This is a genomic window from Streptomyces sp. cg36, from assembly GCF_041080675.1.
GTDB lineage: Bacteria > Actinomycetota > Actinomycetes > Streptomycetales > Streptomycetaceae > Streptomyces.
Map to the genome: position 1 here is coordinate 6,431,961 of NZ_CP163520.1, position 16,024 is coordinate 6,447,984.

15 protein-coding genes are annotated in these 16,024 nt (G+C 72.4%); 10 read left to right on the top strand and 5 right to left on the bottom strand.

The window, feature by feature from the left end; all coding sequences use genetic code 11:
• The first annotated feature begins 1 nt into the window (after position 1).
• From AB5J87_RS28625 to AB5J87_RS28645, 5 genes are all read left to right on the top strand, one after another.
• The gene (locus AB5J87_RS28625) at positions 2–274 is read left to right on the top strand and encodes a hypothetical protein (protein ID WP_369380639.1); all 273 of its coding nucleotides are present in this window, start codon (positions 2–4) and stop codon (positions 272–274) included.
• Between the two features lie 9 nt (positions 275–283).
• The gene (locus tag AB5J87_RS28630; protein WP_369380641.1) at positions 284–481 is read left to right on the top strand and encodes a hypothetical protein; all 198 of its coding nucleotides are present in this window, start codon (positions 284–286) and stop codon (positions 479–481) included.
• A gap of 222 nt (positions 482–703) precedes the next feature.
• Positions 704–985: a Sec-independent protein translocase subunit TatA gene (tatA, locus tag AB5J87_RS28635; RefSeq protein ID WP_358832822.1), complete on the top strand. Its 282-nt coding sequence runs from the start codon at positions 704–706 to the stop codon at positions 983–985.
• A 62-nt stretch (positions 986–1,047) separates the two neighbouring features.
• Positions 1,048–2,004, top strand: coding sequence for a twin-arginine translocase subunit TatC (tatC, locus tag AB5J87_RS28640; RefSeq protein ID WP_369380644.1), 957 nt, complete (start codon positions 1,048–1,050; stop codon positions 2,002–2,004).
• 141 nt (positions 2,005–2,145) lie between these two features.
• Complete coding sequence (locus tag AB5J87_RS28645; RefSeq protein WP_369380647.1) at positions 2,146–4,980, top strand: DEAD/DEAH box helicase; 2,835 nt, start codon at positions 2,146–2,148, stop codon at positions 4,978–4,980.
• A 162-nt stretch (positions 4,981–5,142) separates the two neighbouring features.
• Here AB5J87_RS28645 and AB5J87_RS28650 read toward each other — a convergent pair whose 3' ends face one another.
• Together AB5J87_RS28650 and AB5J87_RS28655 are read right to left on the bottom strand one after the other, a co-directional pair.
• Positions 5,143–5,988 (bottom strand): siderophore-interacting protein, encoded by an 846-nt coding sequence (locus AB5J87_RS28650; RefSeq protein ID WP_369380650.1) that lies wholly within the window; start codon positions 5,986–5,988, stop codon positions 5,143–5,145.
• A gap of 124 nt (positions 5,989–6,112) precedes the next feature.
• On the bottom strand, positions 6,113–7,021 hold the full coding sequence (locus AB5J87_RS28655; RefSeq protein WP_369383698.1) for a 5'-3' exonuclease H3TH domain-containing protein: 909 nt from the start codon (positions 7,019–7,021) through the stop codon (positions 6,113–6,115).
• A 254-nt stretch (positions 7,022–7,275) separates the two neighbouring features.
• Here AB5J87_RS28655 and AB5J87_RS28660 point away from each other — a divergent pair, with 254 nt between their 5' ends.
• The 4 genes from AB5J87_RS28660 (at position 7,276) to AB5J87_RS28675 (ending at position 11,629) form a co-directional block, all read left to right on the top strand.
• The gene (locus tag AB5J87_RS28660) at positions 7,276–8,343 is read left to right on the top strand and encodes a glycine betaine/L-proline ABC transporter ATP-binding protein (protein WP_369380651.1); all 1,068 of its coding nucleotides are present in this window, start codon (positions 7,276–7,278) and stop codon (positions 8,341–8,343) included.
• On the top strand, positions 8,336–10,132 hold the full coding sequence (locus AB5J87_RS28665; RefSeq protein WP_369380652.1) for an ABC transporter permease/substrate binding protein: 1,797 nt from the start codon (positions 8,336–8,338) through the stop codon (positions 10,130–10,132). The genes AB5J87_RS28660 and AB5J87_RS28665 overlap by 8 nt, the downstream gene beginning before the upstream one ends.
• A 214-nt stretch (positions 10,133–10,346) precedes the next feature.
• Positions 10,347–10,898, top strand: coding sequence for a helix-turn-helix domain-containing protein (locus AB5J87_RS28670; RefSeq protein ID WP_369380654.1), 552 nt, complete (start codon positions 10,347–10,349; stop codon positions 10,896–10,898).
• Positions 10,898–11,629: a helical backbone metal receptor gene (locus tag AB5J87_RS28675; protein WP_369380656.1), complete on the top strand. Its 732-nt coding sequence runs from the start codon at positions 10,898–10,900 to the stop codon at positions 11,627–11,629. The genes AB5J87_RS28670 and AB5J87_RS28675 overlap by 1 nt, the downstream gene beginning before the upstream one ends.
• On the opposite strand, the gene AB5J87_RS28680 is transcribed toward AB5J87_RS28675, so the two are convergent.
• Positions 11,595–12,692: a TDT family transporter gene (locus AB5J87_RS28680; protein WP_369380658.1), complete on the bottom strand. Its 1,098-nt coding sequence runs from the start codon at positions 12,690–12,692 to the stop codon at positions 11,595–11,597. The genes AB5J87_RS28675 and AB5J87_RS28680 overlap by 35 nt on opposite strands.
• A 70-nt stretch (positions 12,693–12,762) precedes the next feature.
• Here AB5J87_RS28680 and AB5J87_RS28685 point away from each other — a divergent pair, with 70 nt between their 5' ends.
• Complete coding sequence (locus AB5J87_RS28685; protein ID WP_369380659.1) at positions 12,763–13,725, top strand: LysR family transcriptional regulator; 963 nt, start codon at positions 12,763–12,765, stop codon at positions 13,723–13,725.
• Here the strand turns inward: AB5J87_RS28685 and AB5J87_RS28690 are convergent.
• Together AB5J87_RS28690 and eat are read right to left on the bottom strand one after the other, a co-directional pair.
• Positions 13,719–14,459: a gamma-glutamyl-gamma-aminobutyrate hydrolase family protein gene (locus AB5J87_RS28690; protein WP_369380660.1), complete on the bottom strand. Its 741-nt coding sequence runs from the start codon at positions 14,457–14,459 to the stop codon at positions 13,719–13,721. The two genes, AB5J87_RS28685 and AB5J87_RS28690, sit on opposite strands and share 7 nt — an antisense overlap.
• Positions 14,456–15,910, bottom strand: coding sequence for an ethanolamine permease (eat, locus tag AB5J87_RS28695; protein ID WP_369380662.1), 1,455 nt, complete (start codon positions 15,908–15,910; stop codon positions 14,456–14,458). The genes AB5J87_RS28690 and eat overlap by 4 nt, the downstream gene beginning before the upstream one ends.
• Positions 15,911–16,024 lie beyond the last annotated feature (114 nt).

Consider the following 16,024-nt stretch of genomic DNA (forward strand, 5'->3'; position numbering starts at 1 on the left):
GATGCGGAGCATGTCGGTGATCCCCGGTATTTCCCGTCCGGTGGCGGCGGTCCAGGCGGTGCTGTTCACGGCCGCCTGCCCCGACTGCCGCGCCCGCTTCGAGCTGGCCGCGGGCGCCCTGCGGCTGGCGATCGGCGCCAGCCGCCGCACCACCTTCTACTCCTTCACCTGCCCCGAGTGCGGCTCCGCCGTCCGCAAGCCGGCCGGTGAGCGCATCGTCGAACTGCTCACCGGCGGAGGGGTCCGCACCCTCCGCCTCCACTCCAGCGTCTAGGGTCTGCCCATGTTCTGGCCGATGACCGCCATCGTTCTCGGGTTCCTCGGGACCGGTCTCCTCGGTGTGCTCGCGATCAGGGTGTTCGTCGAGGCCCAGCGGCTCGGCAGCCAGGTGGCGGAGACCACACGTAGGATCAACACGGCCGCCGAGGAGCTGGAGCGGGCCGCGGTCGACCTCTCGGCCACCGGGGAGACCCTGCACTGAGCGAGTGCGGGACGTGGGCACTCCTGTGTGTCCGTCCCTTTGGGTACGCTTCGGAGTGCGGGCCACGGAGCGAGGCAGTGGGCCGTGTCACGGGAGTACGCACGGGGATTGCCCAGCGTTTACCCCTGCGCGTTACGATCGCTGCACGCATGCGATCGGACACCAGTCCGGTCGGACCCACGCAGCCCCACCCATGTCGCCTCGGTGAGAAGGTAAAAGCTTATGTTCGGAAGGCTCGGAGCCCCCGAGATCATTCTGATCCTCGTCGTCATCGTCCTGCTGTTCGGTGCGAAGAAGCTTCCGGACATGGCGCGGTCGCTCGGCAAGTCGGCCCGCATCCTCAAGAGCGAGGCCAAGGCGATGAAGTCGGACGGTCAGCAGACCGCGCCCGCGGACCCGCCGCACCCGGGCGAGCAGCCCCCGGCGCAGCGCACCATCCAGTCGGCCCCCGGCGACGTCAGCAGCTCGCGTCCCGTCACCGAGCCGACCGACTCCACCCGCTGACACCAGGGCCGAAGCAGGCACTGATCACCAAGGTGCCCTGCCGCACGAGATGAGGACGTGGGTTGCTGAAGTCTGCCCGCAAACAGCAGAGGGACCCGGAGGGGCGGATGCCCCTCTCGGACCACCTCCGTGAGCTGCGCAACCGGCTCGCGAAGGCGGTCCTCGCGATCCTTGTCTGCGCCGTGGTGGCGGCGTTCTACTACAAGGACATCGTCGACCTGATCATCAAGCCGGTCAGGGAGTCGGTCGGCTGCAAGGAAGCCTTCGACGCGCTGTCCCAGAAGGACAGCAAGGACCACTGCGGCAACGTCACGATGTCCGGCCTGATGTCGCCGTTCACGTTGATGATCAAGACGTCCCTGGTGGCGGGCGTCGTCGGGGCCAGCCCGATCTGGCTCTACCAGCTCTGGGCGTTCGTCGCCCCGGGCCTGCACCGCAACGAGAAGAAGTACTCGCTGGGCTTCGTCGCGGCGGGCGTCCCGCTCTTCGTGGCCGGCGGCTGGTTCTCGTACCACGTCCTGCCCGCCGCGGCGAAGGTGCTCCTGGAGTTCACCCCCGACGGCGCGCTCAACCTGCTCCCGCTGAACGAGCTCATCGACCTCGTGCTGCGGATGATCGTGGTCTTCGGCCTCTCCTTCGAGCTGCCGCTCTTCCTGATCATGCTCAACTTCGGCGGAGTGATCACCGGCCGCCGGATGCTGGGCTGGTGGCGCGGCATGATCATGGGTGTCACGGTCTTCGCGGCCTTCGCGACGCCGACCGTCGACCCGATGTCGATGCTGCTGCTCGCCGCTCCGATCGTGGTGCTCTACTTCATCGCCGTCGGCATCGCGATCCTCAACGACAAGCGCCGCCGCGAGCGCCGCGAGGCGGGCCCCGGCGACGACGAGGCGTCCGACCTCGACCTCACGCCGCAGGACATCGGGGAGATCGAGCCGGTGCGGTCCCCGGCCCTGCCCGAGCAGTCCGACGGCTCGCGTACCGGCACCCGGATCAACGGCTACGACGACATCACCTGATCCACCGCGGACCAGCACGGAGGCGGCCGGGGACGCGCAGCGCGCGGACCCGGCCGCCGTGCTGTTCACACCCCGGTCGTGTGGCTGTCCCGATAAAGATCGAGCCCTCTGTCAGAGGTGGCGGGTAGGCTCGAAGACAAGATGACAGAGGACCTCTCACCAGCCGAAGCGTACGCAGCTGCCCGGCTCCGAGCCGCCGAGCAGGCCACCGCGCTCGCACCCTTCCGCGACCTGTACGACTTCGATCTGGACCCGTTCCAGATCGAGGCATGCCAGGCCCTAGAGGCCGGCAAGGGCGTGCTCGTCGCCGCGCCGACGGGCTCGGGCAAGACCATCGTCGGCGAGTTCGCCGTGCACCTGGCCCTGGAGCAGGGCCGCAAGTGCTTCTACACCACGCCGATCAAGGCGCTCTCCAACCAGAAGTACGCCGACCTGGTCAGACGCTATGGCGCGGACAAGGTCGGCCTGCTCACCGGGGACAACAGCGTCAACTCCGAGGCGCCGGTGGTCGTGATGACCACCGAGGTGCTCCGCAACATGCTCTACGCGGGCTCCCAGTCGCTCCTCGGCCTCGGTTACGTGGTGATGGACGAGGTGCACTACCTCTCGGACCGGTTCCGCGGAGCCGTCTGGGAAGAGGTGATCATCCACCTGCCGGAGTCGGTGACCCTGGTGTCGCTCTCGGCGACCGTGTCCAACGCGGAGGAGTTCGGCGACTGGCTGGACACCGTCCGCGGCGACACCGAGGTGATCGTCTCCGAGGACCGCCCAGTCCCGCTCTGGCAGCACGTGCTGGCCGGGCGGCGGATGTACGACCTCTTCGAGGAGTCCACCGACCACGGCGGTCGCGGCGGCGCCCGCCGCGAGGTCAACCCGGACCTGCTGCGCATGGCCCGGATGGAGAACCAGAAGACGTACAACCCGCGCGACCGCAGGCGCGGCAAGATGGTGCGCGAGGCGGACCGCGAGCGCGAGCGGCGCCAGCGCTCCCGGATCTGGACGCCGGGCCGCCCCGAGGTCATCGAGCGGCTGGACGCGGAGGGCCTGCTGCCCGCGATCACGTTCATCTTCAGCCGGGCCGCCTGCGAGGCCGCCGTCCAGCAGTGCATGTACGCGGGCCTGCGCCTCAACGACGAGGAGGCGCGCCACAAGGTGCGCGAGATCGTCGAGGAGCGCACCGCCGCCATCCCCGGCGAGGACCTCAACGTCCTGGGGTACTACGAATGGCTGGAGGGCCTGGAGCGCGGCATCGCGGCCCACCACGCGGGCATGCTGCCGACCTTCAAGGAGGTCGTGGAGGAGCTGTTCGTGCGCGGCCTGGTGAAGGCCGTCTTCGCCACCGAGACGCTCGCCCTCGGCATCAACATGCCCGCCAGGACGGTGATCCTGGAGAAGCTGGTGAAGTGGAACGGCGAACAGCACGCCGACATCACCCCCGGCGAGTACACCCAGCTGACCGGCCGGGCCGGGCGCCGCGGCATCGACGTCGAGGGCCACGCCGTGGTGCTCTGGCAGCGCGGGATGGACCCGGGCGCGCTCGCGGGCCTGGCCGGCACGCGTACGTATCCGCTGCGCTCCAGCTTCAAGCCGTCGTACAACATGGCGGTCAACCTGGTCGAGCAGTTCGGTCGGCACCGCTCGCGCGAGCTGCTGGAGACGTCCTTCGCCCAGTTCCAGGCGGACAAGTCCGTCGTCGGCATCTCCCGCCAGGTGCAGCGCAACGAGGAGGGCCTGGAGGGCTACAAGGAGGGCATGAGCTGCCACCTCGGGGACTTCGAGGAGTACGCGCGACTGCGCCGCGACCTCAAGGACCGCGAGACGGAGCTCGCCAAGCAGGGCGCCAGCCAGCGCCGGGCCGCCGCGGCGGCCTCCCTGGAGAAGCTCAAGCCGGGCGATGTCATCCACGTGCCGACCGGCAAGTTCGCCGGGCTGGCGCTGGTGCTCGACCCGGGCATCCCGGCCGGGCGCTCCAACGGCCACCGCGGCTTCGACCAGCACGACGGGCCGCGCCCGCTGGTGCTGACGGCCGAGCGGCAGGTCAAGCGGCTCGCCTCGATGGACTTCCCGGTGCCGGTGGAGGCGATCGAGCGGATGCGCGTCCCCAAGTCGTTCAACGCCCGCTCCCCGCAGTCCCGGCGCGACCTGGCGTCGGCGCTGCGCACCAAGGCGGGCCACATCGTGCCCGAGCGGCACCGCAGGGGGCGCGCGGAGGCCGCCGACGACCGTCAGATCGCCCGTCTCCGCACCGAGCTGCGCGCCCACCCGTGCCACGGGTGCGACGAGCGCGAGGACCACGCCCGCTGGGCCGAGCGCTACTACCGGCTCCAGCGCGACACCCGGCAGCTGGAGAAGCGCATCGAGGGGCGGACGAACACCATCGCCCGCACCTTCGACCGGATCGTGGCGCTCCTGACCGAGCTGGACTATCTGCGCGACGACGAGGTCACCGAGCACGGCCGCCGGCTCGCCCGGCTCTACGGCGAGCTGGACCTGCTGGCCAGCGAGTGCCTGCGCGCGGGCATCTGGGAGGGGCTGAGCCCGGCCGAACTGGCGGCGTGCGTCTCGGCGCTGGTCTTCGAGGCCCGCCAGTCCGACGACGCGGTGGCGCCCAAGCTGCCCTCGGGCGCGGCCAAGGCGGCGCTCGGCGAGATGGTCCGCATCTGGGGCCGCCTCGACGCGCTGGAGGAGGACCACCGGATCAACCAGACGGAGGGCGTGGGTCAGCGCGAGCCCGACCTCGGCTTCGCCTGGGCCGCCTTCCAGTGGGCCTCCGGCCAGGGGCTGGACGAGGTGCTGCGCGAGGCGGAGATGCCCGCGGGCGACTTCGTGCGCTGGTGCAAGCAGGTCATCGACGTACTGGGCCAGATCGCCGCGGCGTCCCCCGGCTCGGCGGCCGGGAGCACGGTCGCCAAGAACGCCCGCAAGGCGGTCGACGCGCTGCTCAGGGGAGTGGTGGCGTACAGCTCGGTGAGCTGACGCGCGCGGCAGTCGGTGAACGAGGGGTGGCCCCCGCCGGACCGGTCCGGCGGGGGCCACCTTTTTGTGTGCCGGGGGCGGGGCTTCACCCCGTACCTGGCCCAGGGCCGTCCGGAAACAGTCGAGGGGCGCGGGAGCCAACTCCCGCGCCCCTCGGTCGCCCTAGGCGTTCGCCGACTCCTGCTCCCGTTCCACCTGCTCGTTCCACTCGCGCTTGACCGCGCGCCATGCCTCGTCGCTCTGGCCCAGGCGCCAGTAGCCCGAGATGGACAGGCGCTCGCGCGGGATCTCGCGCTCCAGGCGCAGATGGCGGCGCAGCTCCTTCACGAAGGCGGCCTCGCCGTGGACGAAGGCGTGCACCTCGCCCTCGGGGAAGGCCAGTTCGCGGACGGCCGTGATCAGCGCGTCGCCCACGGGGGCGTCGCCCCGGTGCAGCCAGGTCACCTCGACGCCCTCGGGCGCGAGGATCTTCTGCTCCTCCTCCGGGCCGGAGACCTCCACGAAGGCGTGGACGACCGCGCCCTCGGGCAGCGCCTCCAGCGCGGCGGCGATCGCCGGCAGGGCGCTCTCGTCGCCGACGAGGAGGTGCCAGTCGGCGGCCGGGTCCGGGGCGTAGCCGCCGCCGGGGCCCGACAGGCGCAGGACGTCACCGACCTGGGCGCGGGCGGCCCACGGTCCGGCCAGGCCCTCGTCGCCGTGGACCACGAAGTCGATGCTCAGCTCGTCCCGCTCGGCGTCCCAGGTGCGGACCGTGTACGTCCGGTTGCTCGGCCACTGGTCGCGCGGGAACTCGGTGCGCACCCGCTCCAGGTCGAACGGCTCGGGGTAGGTCACCCCGGGGGCCGGGAAGAGCAGCTTCACATAGTGGTCGGTGTACTCGTCGGCGGCGAAGCCGCTCGCCGCCGCGCCCCCCAGGACCAGTCGGACCATGTGCGGAGTGATCCACTCCGTACGCACCACATGGGTCTCGTGGGCCCGGGGTCCCTTGCGGGCCGGTCGTTCTGCCACAGCGTTTCTCCCCTGATGTGTGCCGGACCCGTCCGGCCGGCACGCTGAACCGTCTGCTCTTCTTAGGTTTACCTAAGTTAGCACCCCGGCCCCCGTGGCTCACCCCTCGCGGGCCCGTCGGCGCTCAGCGTCCCAGCGTCGTGAGCAGCCGGGTCAGCGAGCTCCCCAGCGCCCAGCGCTCCGCCAGCCCGTCCACCGTCTCCGGATGCAGCGCCTCGGCCGGGAGCGCCGGATCGAACGCGGGCAGCGGCACGTCCAGCGCCACCCGGACCACCTTCGGCGCCACGTCCAGATAGGCGGCGGCCTCGACGATGCCCCGGCGCTTGGCGGGGGTGAGCCGGGACGTGCGGTCCTCGGCCGCCGCGCGCACGCCCGCCAGATCGCCGTACTCCGTGATGAGCTGCGCGGCCGTCTTCTCGCCGATGCCCTTCACGCCCGGCAGTCCGTCGCTGGCGTCGCCGCGCAGGGCCGCGAAGTCCGCGTACTGATCGGGCCGCACCCCGTACTTCGTGCGGATCAGGTCGCCGTCGACCAGGTCGCAGTCGCCGACGCCCTTGCGCGGGTAGAGGACCCGCACCCCCCGCGCGTCGTCCACCAGCTGGAACAGGTCGCGGTCGCCCGTGACGATGTCGACCGGGCCGGGGGCCGCCGCCGACAGCGTGCCGATCACGTCGTCCGCCTCGAAGCCCGCCACGCCCACGCGGGCGATGCCCAGCGCGTCCAGGACCGCCTCGATCACCGGGACCTGCGGGGCCAGGGTGTCCGGCACCTCCTCCTCGTCCGGCACGCCCTGCGCCGTCTCGACCGCCACGCGGTGCGTCTTGTACGAGGGGATCAGGTCCACCCGCCACTGCGGGCGCCAGTCCGCGTCCATGCAGGCGACCAGGTCGTCGGGGTGGTGGTCCTGGACGAGCCGGGTGATGAAGTCCAGCAGGCCGCGCACGGCGTTGACCGAGGTGCCGTCGGGGGCCCGGACCGAGTCGGGGACCCCGAAGTAGGCCCGGAAGTACAGGGAGGCGGTGTCGAGGAGCATCAGGCGTCGCGTCACCCCCCGATCATGCCGCAGCCCACTGACAAGCCGCCCGCAAGGGCCGCTGGCAAGCCCCTCCGGAAGTGAGCTGGATCACTCTTGTGTTTGCCGGGAGCGGGCGGGGGCAGGCGCGGCGCTGGAGTGGCCCTCGGTATCAGTTTCAACTAATGCATGAGGCAACGGACCGATTCCGTGCCGCTCCACGGCCCGCGAGCGGGGGATGCGGGCCGTTTTTCCGTTCTATCCGTGAGGTGTATGTGTCCAGGCTGCAAGCCGAGCAGCTCTACAAGGTGTTCGGCAGACGACCCGAGGAAGCCGTGCGCGAGCTCGAAGGCGGCGCCGACCGCGACGAGCTGCGCGCGGGCGGGACGACCGCGGCGGTGATCGACGCCTCGTTCACGGTGGAGCCCGGCCAGATCTTCGTGGTGATGGGACTCTCGGGATCCGGGAAGTCCACCCTGCTGCGGATGCTGAACGCGCTCATCGAGCCCACCTCGGGCCGTGTCCTCTTCGACGGCCAGGACCTGACCGGCCTGTCCGCGAGCGAGCTGCGCACCGTCCGCGCCACCAAGATCAGCATGGTCTTCCAGCACTTCGCGCTCTTCCCGCACCGCAGCGTGCTGGAGAACGCCGCGTACGGCCTGGAGGTCCAGGGCGTGCCGCGCGCCGAGCGCGAGAAGCGCGCCGCCGAGGCCCTGGAGCTGACCGGACTCGCCGGCTGGGGCGACTCCTGGCCCGACGAGCTCTCCGGCGGCATGCAGCAGCGCGTGGGCCTGGCCCGCGCGCTGGCCACCGACGCCGATCTGCTCCTCATGGACGAGTCCTTCAGCGCGCTCGACCCGCTGATCCGCCGGGACATGCAGGACCAGCTCCTCGTCCTCCAGAAGCGCCTGAAGAAGACCATCGTGTTCATCACCCACGACCTCAACGAGGCCATGCGGCTCGGCGACAGCATCGCCGTCATGCGCGACGGCCGGATCGTCCAGCTCGGCACCGCCGAGGACATCCTCCTGACGCCCGCCAACGACTACGTCGCCTCCTTCATCCAGGACGTCGACCGCTCCCGGGTCCTCACCGCCCTGTCCGTGATGACCGAGCCGCACCGCCCCGACGCCGGGACCGGCTGCGACTGCGAGACGGTCACCCCCGACACCAGCGTCGCCGACCTGTGCGCCGTCGCCGCGCGCGTGCCGCACCCCGTGGCCGTCAAGGACGGCGACGGCAAGGTGCTCGGCGTCGTGCCGCAGGAGCGGCTGATCGCCTTCCTCGGGGACGACGAGCGCGGGCCGGTCGCCTGCTCGGCCGAGGAGGTGGCCCATGCCTAGGCTTCCCCTCGGCGAGTGGGTGGACAGCGCCGTCACCTTCCTCCAGAGCCACCTCTCCTGGCTGTTCGACGCCATCACCAAGGTCGTCGGCGGCATGTACGACGGCATCGACGCCGTCCTGTCCGCGCCGCACCCGCTGCTCTTCGCGGGCATCCTCGCCGTCGTCGCCTGGTGGCTGCGGGGTCTGGTCGCCGGTGTGCTCGCCTTCGGCGGGTTCGCCCTGATCGACTCGATCGAGCTGTGGGACGAGGCGATGTCGACGCTGTCGCTGGTCCTCGTGGCGACCGTGGTCACCCTGCTGCTCGCGGTGCCGCTGGGCATCTGGTCCTCGCGCTCCAAGACGGTCAGCGCGATCAGCCGGCCGGTCCTGGACTTCATGCAGACCATGCCCGCCATGGTCTATCTGATCCCGGGCATCATCTTCTTCGGCGTCGGCGTGGTCCCCGGCATCATCGCCACCATCGTCTTCTCGCTGCCCCCGGGCGTGCGGATGACGGAGCTCGGCATCCGCCAGGTCGACCCCGAACTGGTCGAGGCGGCCGAGGCGTTCGGCACCACCCCGCGCAACACCCTGCTCAAGGTGCAGCTGCCGCTGGCGCTGCCCACCATCATGGCGGGCGTCAACCAGGTCATCATGCTGGGCCTGTCCATGGTCGTCATCGCGGGCATGGTCGGCGGCGGCGGGCTCGGCGGCGCGGTCTACCGCGCCATCGGCAACGTCGACATCGGCCTCGGCTTCGAGGCGGGCATCTCCATCGTCGTCCTCGCCATGTACCTCGACCGGATGACCGGCGCGCTCGGCCGCCAGGTCTCGCCGGTCGGCCGCCGGGCGCTGGCCCGGGCCAAGTCCTCCGGCGCCAAGCTCTGGAACCACCGCCCCCAGCCGGCCGTCGCCGTCGTCGGCGTGGTCGTCCTCGCGCTGGTGGCGGGCGGCATGGGCATGTTCGGCTCCTCGACCACGGCCACCGCCTCCGGCGCCGAGAACGTCGGCAAGGGCAAGAAGGTCTCCCTCGGCTACATCCCCTGGGACGAGGGCATCGCCTCCACCTTCCTCTGGAAGGAGCTGCTGGAGCGGCGCGGCTACAAGGTCGACACCAAGCAGTACGAGGCGGGCGCGCTCTACACCGGTATGGCGGGCGGCCAGATCGACTTCGAGACGGACTCCTGGCTCCCGGTCACCCACGCCAGCTACTGGCAGAAGTACCACGACAAGCTGGAGGACCTCGGCTCCTGGTACGGCCCGACCTCGCTGGAGCTGAGCGTGCCCTCGTACATGAGGGGCATCGACTCGCTGGACGACCTCAAGGGGAAGTCCGGGCAGTTCAAGGGGCGGATCATCGGCATCGAGCCGAGCGCCGGGATGATGGGCCTGCTCAAGGACAAGGTCCTCAAGGAGTACGGCCTGGACGGCGAGTACAAGGTCGTGGACGGCTCGACGCCGTCCATGCTCGCCGAGCTCAAGCGGGCGTACGCCAAGAAGGAGCCGATCGTGGTGACGCTCTGGTCGCCGCACTGGGCGTACAGCACCTACGACCTGAAGAAGCTCACGGACCCCAAGGGCAGCTGGGGCAAGGGCGACGGGGTGCATACCCTGGCCCGCAAGGGCTTCTCCGGGGACAACCCGAAGGTCGGTTCCTGGCTCAAGAACTTCCATATGACCGAGAAGCAGCTCACCGGTCTCGAAGCCAAGATCCAGTCGACCGGCAAGGGCAAGGAGCAGCAGGCGGTCCGCGACTGGCTCGACGAGAACCCGGGCCTGGCCGACCGGTGGACGCCGGTGAACGGCTGACGACGGGCGCGCGAACGGGCGAATGGTTTCGGCCGTCCTGGTAGCCCCAGGGGCCCCGCCGGTTTCCGGCGGGGCCCCATCCGTGCTGGTATGCCCAGCGCGGAGCACGGGCACTCATCTTCCGCGCGATGGTGCCCCGGGACGCCGAAGCTGCGTAGGGTGCAGGCAGTGCGGCGGCCGGAGTGGACCAGGTGACGGGGAGGGAACCGGAGAGATGGACGACAAGGAAACTCTTCGGGTGGGAGTCGCGGTCCGGCGGCTCCGCCGCGAACTGGGCCTCACCCTCGCCACGGTCGCCGAGCGCAGCGGCCTCTCGGTGCCCTTCCTCAGCCAGATCGAGAACGAGCGGGCCCGCCCCAGCGCCCGCTCCCTGGCCTGTGTGGCGGACGCACTGGGCACCACCGTCCCCGAGCTGTACGACGCCGCCGACACCGCCCGTACGGTCGAGGTGGCCCGCGCCGACGAGGGCGCGGCCCCGGGCGTGCGCCAGCTGCTGCGCGGCCACCACCAGCTGCACGCCATGGAGTTCACCGGCGAGCACGACACCGCCCGCGAGTTCCAGCACCGCAACGACGAGCTGATGTACGTGGCGGACGGCGCCGCCGAGGTGGAGGCGGAGGGCCGGGCCTACCGGCTGGAGCGCGGCGACACGCTGTGCCTGTCGGGCGGGGTGCGCCACCGCTGGCGCGCGGCCGTGCCCGGCACCCGCATCCTGCTGGTGGCCGTCGCCGACCACATCGAGGCCATCGAGGAGACCCGCCACTGATGGCCGGACCCCGGGTGGTCTCGCTGGTGCCCTCGCTCACCGAGGCGGTGGCGGCCACCGCCCCCGGACTGGTCGTCGGGGCCACCGACTGGTGCACGCACCCGGCCGCTCTGGACGCGGTGCGCGTCGGCGGCACCAAGAACCCGGACACCGCGGCGATCGCCGCGCTGCGCCCCGACCTGGTGATCGCCAACGAGGAGGAGAACCGGCCCGCCGACCTCGACGCGCTGCGCGGGGCGGGCCTTGAGGTCCTGGTCACCGAAGTGCGCGACCTGGACCAGGCGTTCGCCGAACTGGCCCGGGTCCTGGTGGACGGCTGCGGCCTCGCCCGGCCGCGCTGGCTGGACGAGGCCGTGGCGGCCTGGGCGGCGGTCGAGCGGCCCGCCGCGCCCGTACGGGCGGTGGTGCCCGTCTGGCGGCGCCCCTGGATGGTGCTGGGCCGCGACACCTTCGCGGGCGACCTGCTGGCCCGCCTCGGCGTCGAGAACGTGTACGCGGGCCACGCCGAGCGCTACCCGAAGGTGCCCCTGGACGAGCTGCGGGCCGCCGGAGCGGACCTGGTGGTCCTGCCCGACGAGCCCTACCGCTTCACCGCCGAGGACGGCCCGGAGGCGTTCGCCCCGCTGCCCGCCGCGCTGGTCGACGGGCGCCTGCTCACCTGGTACGGCCCGTCGCTGGCCGGGGCGCCCGGCGGGCTCAGCGGGGCGCTGCGAGCAGCCTGCCGCTCCTGAGCCCGCGCACGGTGTGTACCCCGGCCACCAGCCAGGCCGCCACCAGCAGCCCGTACAGGCCGTAGGCCAGCCAGTCGAAGGCGTGCAGCCCGGTGTGGCGGGCCAGGCCCTCGGCGCCGGTGACACAGGTGCCGACGGGGAAGGTGAAGGCCCACCAGGTCATGGCGAAGGTCATCCCGGCGCGGGCCGCGCGCACCACCATCGCGGCGGCCAGGGCCAGCCACATCAGGGCGAAGCCGATGACGGGGACGCCGTAGATGACGGCGAAGGAGCCCAGGCCCTCGGCGTAGTGGGCCTCGACCGCGCCGGGGGCGACGTCGGCCAGCTTGTTGACGGCGGTGGTGGACTGGCCCAGCGGCCCCAGCACCAGGAACAGGGCGGGGGTCATGGCCAGCGGCAGCGGGCCCTGGTGGACCAGCCGGGAGAAGACCACGGGCAGGATCACCAGGGTGGCCAGCAGGCTCATGCCGAACATCGCGTACGAGGCGAGCAGCATCGCCTCCCGGCCCTGGCCGGCGCCGACGTGCGGGACCAGCAGCGCGCCCAGCGTCGCCGAGACCATGGGGGCGACCACGGGCAGCAGCCACACCGGCGACGCGGTGCCGGGGGCGACCTGGTGGCGGACCACCATCAGATAGGGGACGGCGACGGCCACGGCGAGCCCGGTGGCGGTGCCGATGCCGTACAGCACCCAGGCCAGCGGCACGGCCGCGCCCTCGCCGATGACGTCCTTGCCGACGGCCAGGGTGCCGATGCCGACCGCCAGGAACGCCATCGACATACAGCCGTAGAAGGGGGCGACGCCCGGGTCCAGGAGGTGGGCGCGGGCCTGGTCGCGGTGGTGCAGCCAGTGCCCGGCGCGGGCGACGGTGAGCACGGCGAGCATGGCCAGCGACAGCCCCCACACCACGGTCAGACCCGGCACCCGGACCGGCAGCCCGGAGCCCGCGTTGGCGACGATCGCGGTCCCCATGACCGCGGCGTACCAGTTGGGGCCGAGATGGCGGAGGGCGGCGTGGCGCCGGGCGGGATCCTGGATGCGGGGTGGGGCGAGGGTGACCATGTATTCACCTTCGCCCCGGCCCGTGGGGGCCGCCAGACCGGATGTATCTATGAGCACATAAGCTTGGTTTATGAGTGTGAGCCGGACAGGCGGGGCGAGCGGCACCGAGGACACGGGACCGCTGTCCCACCGGGTGCCCGATCTGAGCGCGATGGAGCTGCTGATCGCCGTCGCCCGGCACGGCAGCCTCGGCCGGGCCGCCCGCGACCTCGGCATCACCCAGCCCGCGGCCAGCAGCCGGATCCGCTCGATGGAGCGCCGGCTGGGGGTCGCCCTGGTCGACCGCTCGCCGCGCGGCTCCCGGCTGACCGCCGAGGGCGCGCTGGTGACGGACTGGGCGCGGCGGGTGGTGGAGGCGGCCGAGGCGTTCGACGCGGGCGCGCAGGCGCTGCGCGGGCGGCGCGACTCGCGGCTGCGGGTCGCGGCCAGCATGACCATCGCCGAGTACCTGCTGCCGGGCTGGCTGATCGCGCTGCGCGGCGAGCGGCCGGGCACGGCCGTGTCGCTGCTCGCCGGGAACTCGGCGTTCGTCGCGGAGCGGCTGCTGGCCGACGAGGCCGACCTGGGGTTCGTGGAGGGCCTGAGCGTGCCGGCCGGGCTCGACGGGGCCGTCATCGGCCACGACCGGCTGGTGGTGGTCGCCGCCCCCACCCATCCGTGGGCCCGGCGCCGGGCCCCGCTGGCCGCCGCCGAGCTGGCCGCGACCCCGCTGATCCTGCGCGAGGAGGGCTCGGGCACCCGCCAGGTGCTGGACGCGGCGCTCGCGGACCGGGGCGGGGTGGCCCGGCCGCTCCTGGAGCTCGCCTCCACCACGGCCGTCAAGGCGGCCGTGGTGAGCGGCGCGGGCCCCTCGGTGCTCAGCGAACTCGCCCTGGGAGAGGAGCTGGCGGCCCGCCGCCTGGTCCGCGTCCCGCTGGACGGACTGCTGCTCCGGCGCGATCTGCGCGCGGTGTGGCGCGCCGCCCACCGCCCGGCGGGCCCGGCCCGCGACCTGCTGTCCCTGACGCGGTCGGGGCCGGGCCCGGCTCAGTAGACCGGCGCCGCCGTCCGGGCCCCCGCCGCCGCCACGAGGGCCCGCATCACCTTGGTGTCCTCGCCCATCTCCGGATGCCACTGGACGCCCAGGGTCCAGGCGGCGCCCGGCAGTTCGAGCGCCTCGACGGTGCCGTCCCGGGCCAGCGCCGAGACCACCAGCCCGTCCGCGACGCGGTCCACGGCCTGGTGGTGGTAGGTCGGCACGGACGCGTCCGACGGCTCGATCCCCGCGTAGAGGGTGCCGGGCACGGGCCGTACGGTGTGGCGGCCGACCACGCCGTGGCCGCCGGTGTGCCCGTCCAGGTGCTGCACCAGCGTGCCGCCGAGCACCACGTTCAGGAGCTGCATGCCCCGGCAGATGCCCAGCAGCGGCGTCCCGGCCGCCAGCGCGGCCTCGATCAGGGCGGTCTCCCAGGCGTCCCGCTCCGGCGCCGGCGGCCCGGTCCGGGCGTCGCGGACGGCCCCGTACCGCAGCGGCTCGACGTCCGGGCCGCCCGCGATCACCACCGCGTCGAGCCGGGCCACCACCTCGGCGGCCCGTGCCGGGTCGTCCGGCGGCAGCATCGCCGTGAGGCCGCCCGCCGCCCGGACCAGGCGCGGGTAGTGGGCGGGCAGCAGCGCGGCCGGCCAGTCCCACACCCCCCAGCGCGCCGACTCCTCCAGATACGTGCTGACACCGATCAGTGGCCGTACCACCGCGTCCTCCCTCTCGTCCCGCCGATCGACCCTCATCCGCGCTCCAGCTCGGCCTCCGCCGCCGCGAGCGCCGCGAACTCCTCCTCGGGGGCCCGTGCGACGAGGCGCTTGCGGCTGTAGAAGCCGAAGTACGCCACGGCGACCGCGTACACCCCGAGCGCGATCAGCGCCGCCACCACGTCCACCAGGAACGTGGCCACCAGCGCCGCGCACGCGAGGACCAGCGCGACCGAGGAGGTCAGCGCTCCTCCCGGCGTACGGTACGGCCGGTCGAGCTCCGGCTCGCGGCGGCGCAGCACGATGTGGGAAAGCGACATCAGCGCGTAACTGACGGTGGCGCCGAAGACCGCCGCGTTCAGCATCCGGGCCCCGTCGCCGGTCGCCGCCGCCAGCGAGAACGCGATCGCGCCGGGCACCAGCAGGCCCAGGTAAGGCGCCTTGCGGCGGCTGGTCAGGGAGAGGAAGCGGGGCAGGTAGCCGGCCCGGGACAGCGCGAAGAGCTGGCGCGAGCCCGCGTAGATCAGCGAGAAGAACGACGCCACCAGGCCCGCCAGGCCCGCGTAGTTGACGATCCGGCTGAGCGCCGTGGCCTTCCCGTCCGGCTGGAGCGCCGCCACCAGCGGGTTGCCCGCGTCCTGGAGCGCCGCCGAGCCGCGCGCGCCCGCCGAGGCGAAGAAGGTGAGCAGGGCCAGCACCACCAGGACGCCCATGGACCAGCGGATCGCCTTCGGGAGCGTACGGGCCGGGTCGCGGGTCTCCTCGGCGGCCAGCGGCACGCCCTCCACCCCGAGGAAGAACCACATGCCGAACGGGAACGCGGCCCAGATGCCCATCAGCCCCATCGGCAGCCAGGAACTGGAGCCGAACGCGTCGTGGTGCACCGGGATGTCGTCGAGCCGGGAGGCGTCGAAGTCGAGGAACGCGCCCACCGCGAAGACCAGCAGGGCCGCCACCGCGACCCCCGTCACCACGAAGCTGAACCGCAGCGCCTCGCCCACGCCCCACAGGTGGATGCCGATGAAGACGACGAAGCAGGCGAGGTAGACCGGCCAGCCGGAGGTGAGGCCGAACAGGCCGAGCGATTCGACGTAGTCGCCGATGAAGAGGGAGATGGCGGCGGGCGCCAGGACGTACTCGATGAGGATCGCCGTGCCGGTCAGGAAGCCGCCCCAGGGGCCCAGCGCGCGCCGCGCGAAGCCGTAGCCGCCGCCCGCCGTGGGCAGGACGGAGGAGAGTTCGGCGAGGGAGAAGACCATGCAGACGTACATCAGGCCCATCAGGGCCATGGCGATCGCGAGGCCGCCGAAGCCGCCCTCGGCGAGGCCGAAGTTCCAGCCGGAGTAGTCGCCGGAGACGACGTAGGCGACGCCGAGGCCGGTCAGCAGCAGCCACCCGGCGCTGCCCCGGCGGAGCGTGCGGCGCTCCAGATAGTCGTCGGCGGGGTCGGCCGGGCCGGGCCGTGCGGATGCGGGGGACTCCAGGGTCATGACGCGGCTCCCGACGGGGACGGGGTCAATGGACTGGGGGCATACCTTTGCGGGGAAGTGGACCGGAAATCAAGCCCCTTGCGTTACGCCGGGGTAAACGAGGGGTGCCGCCGG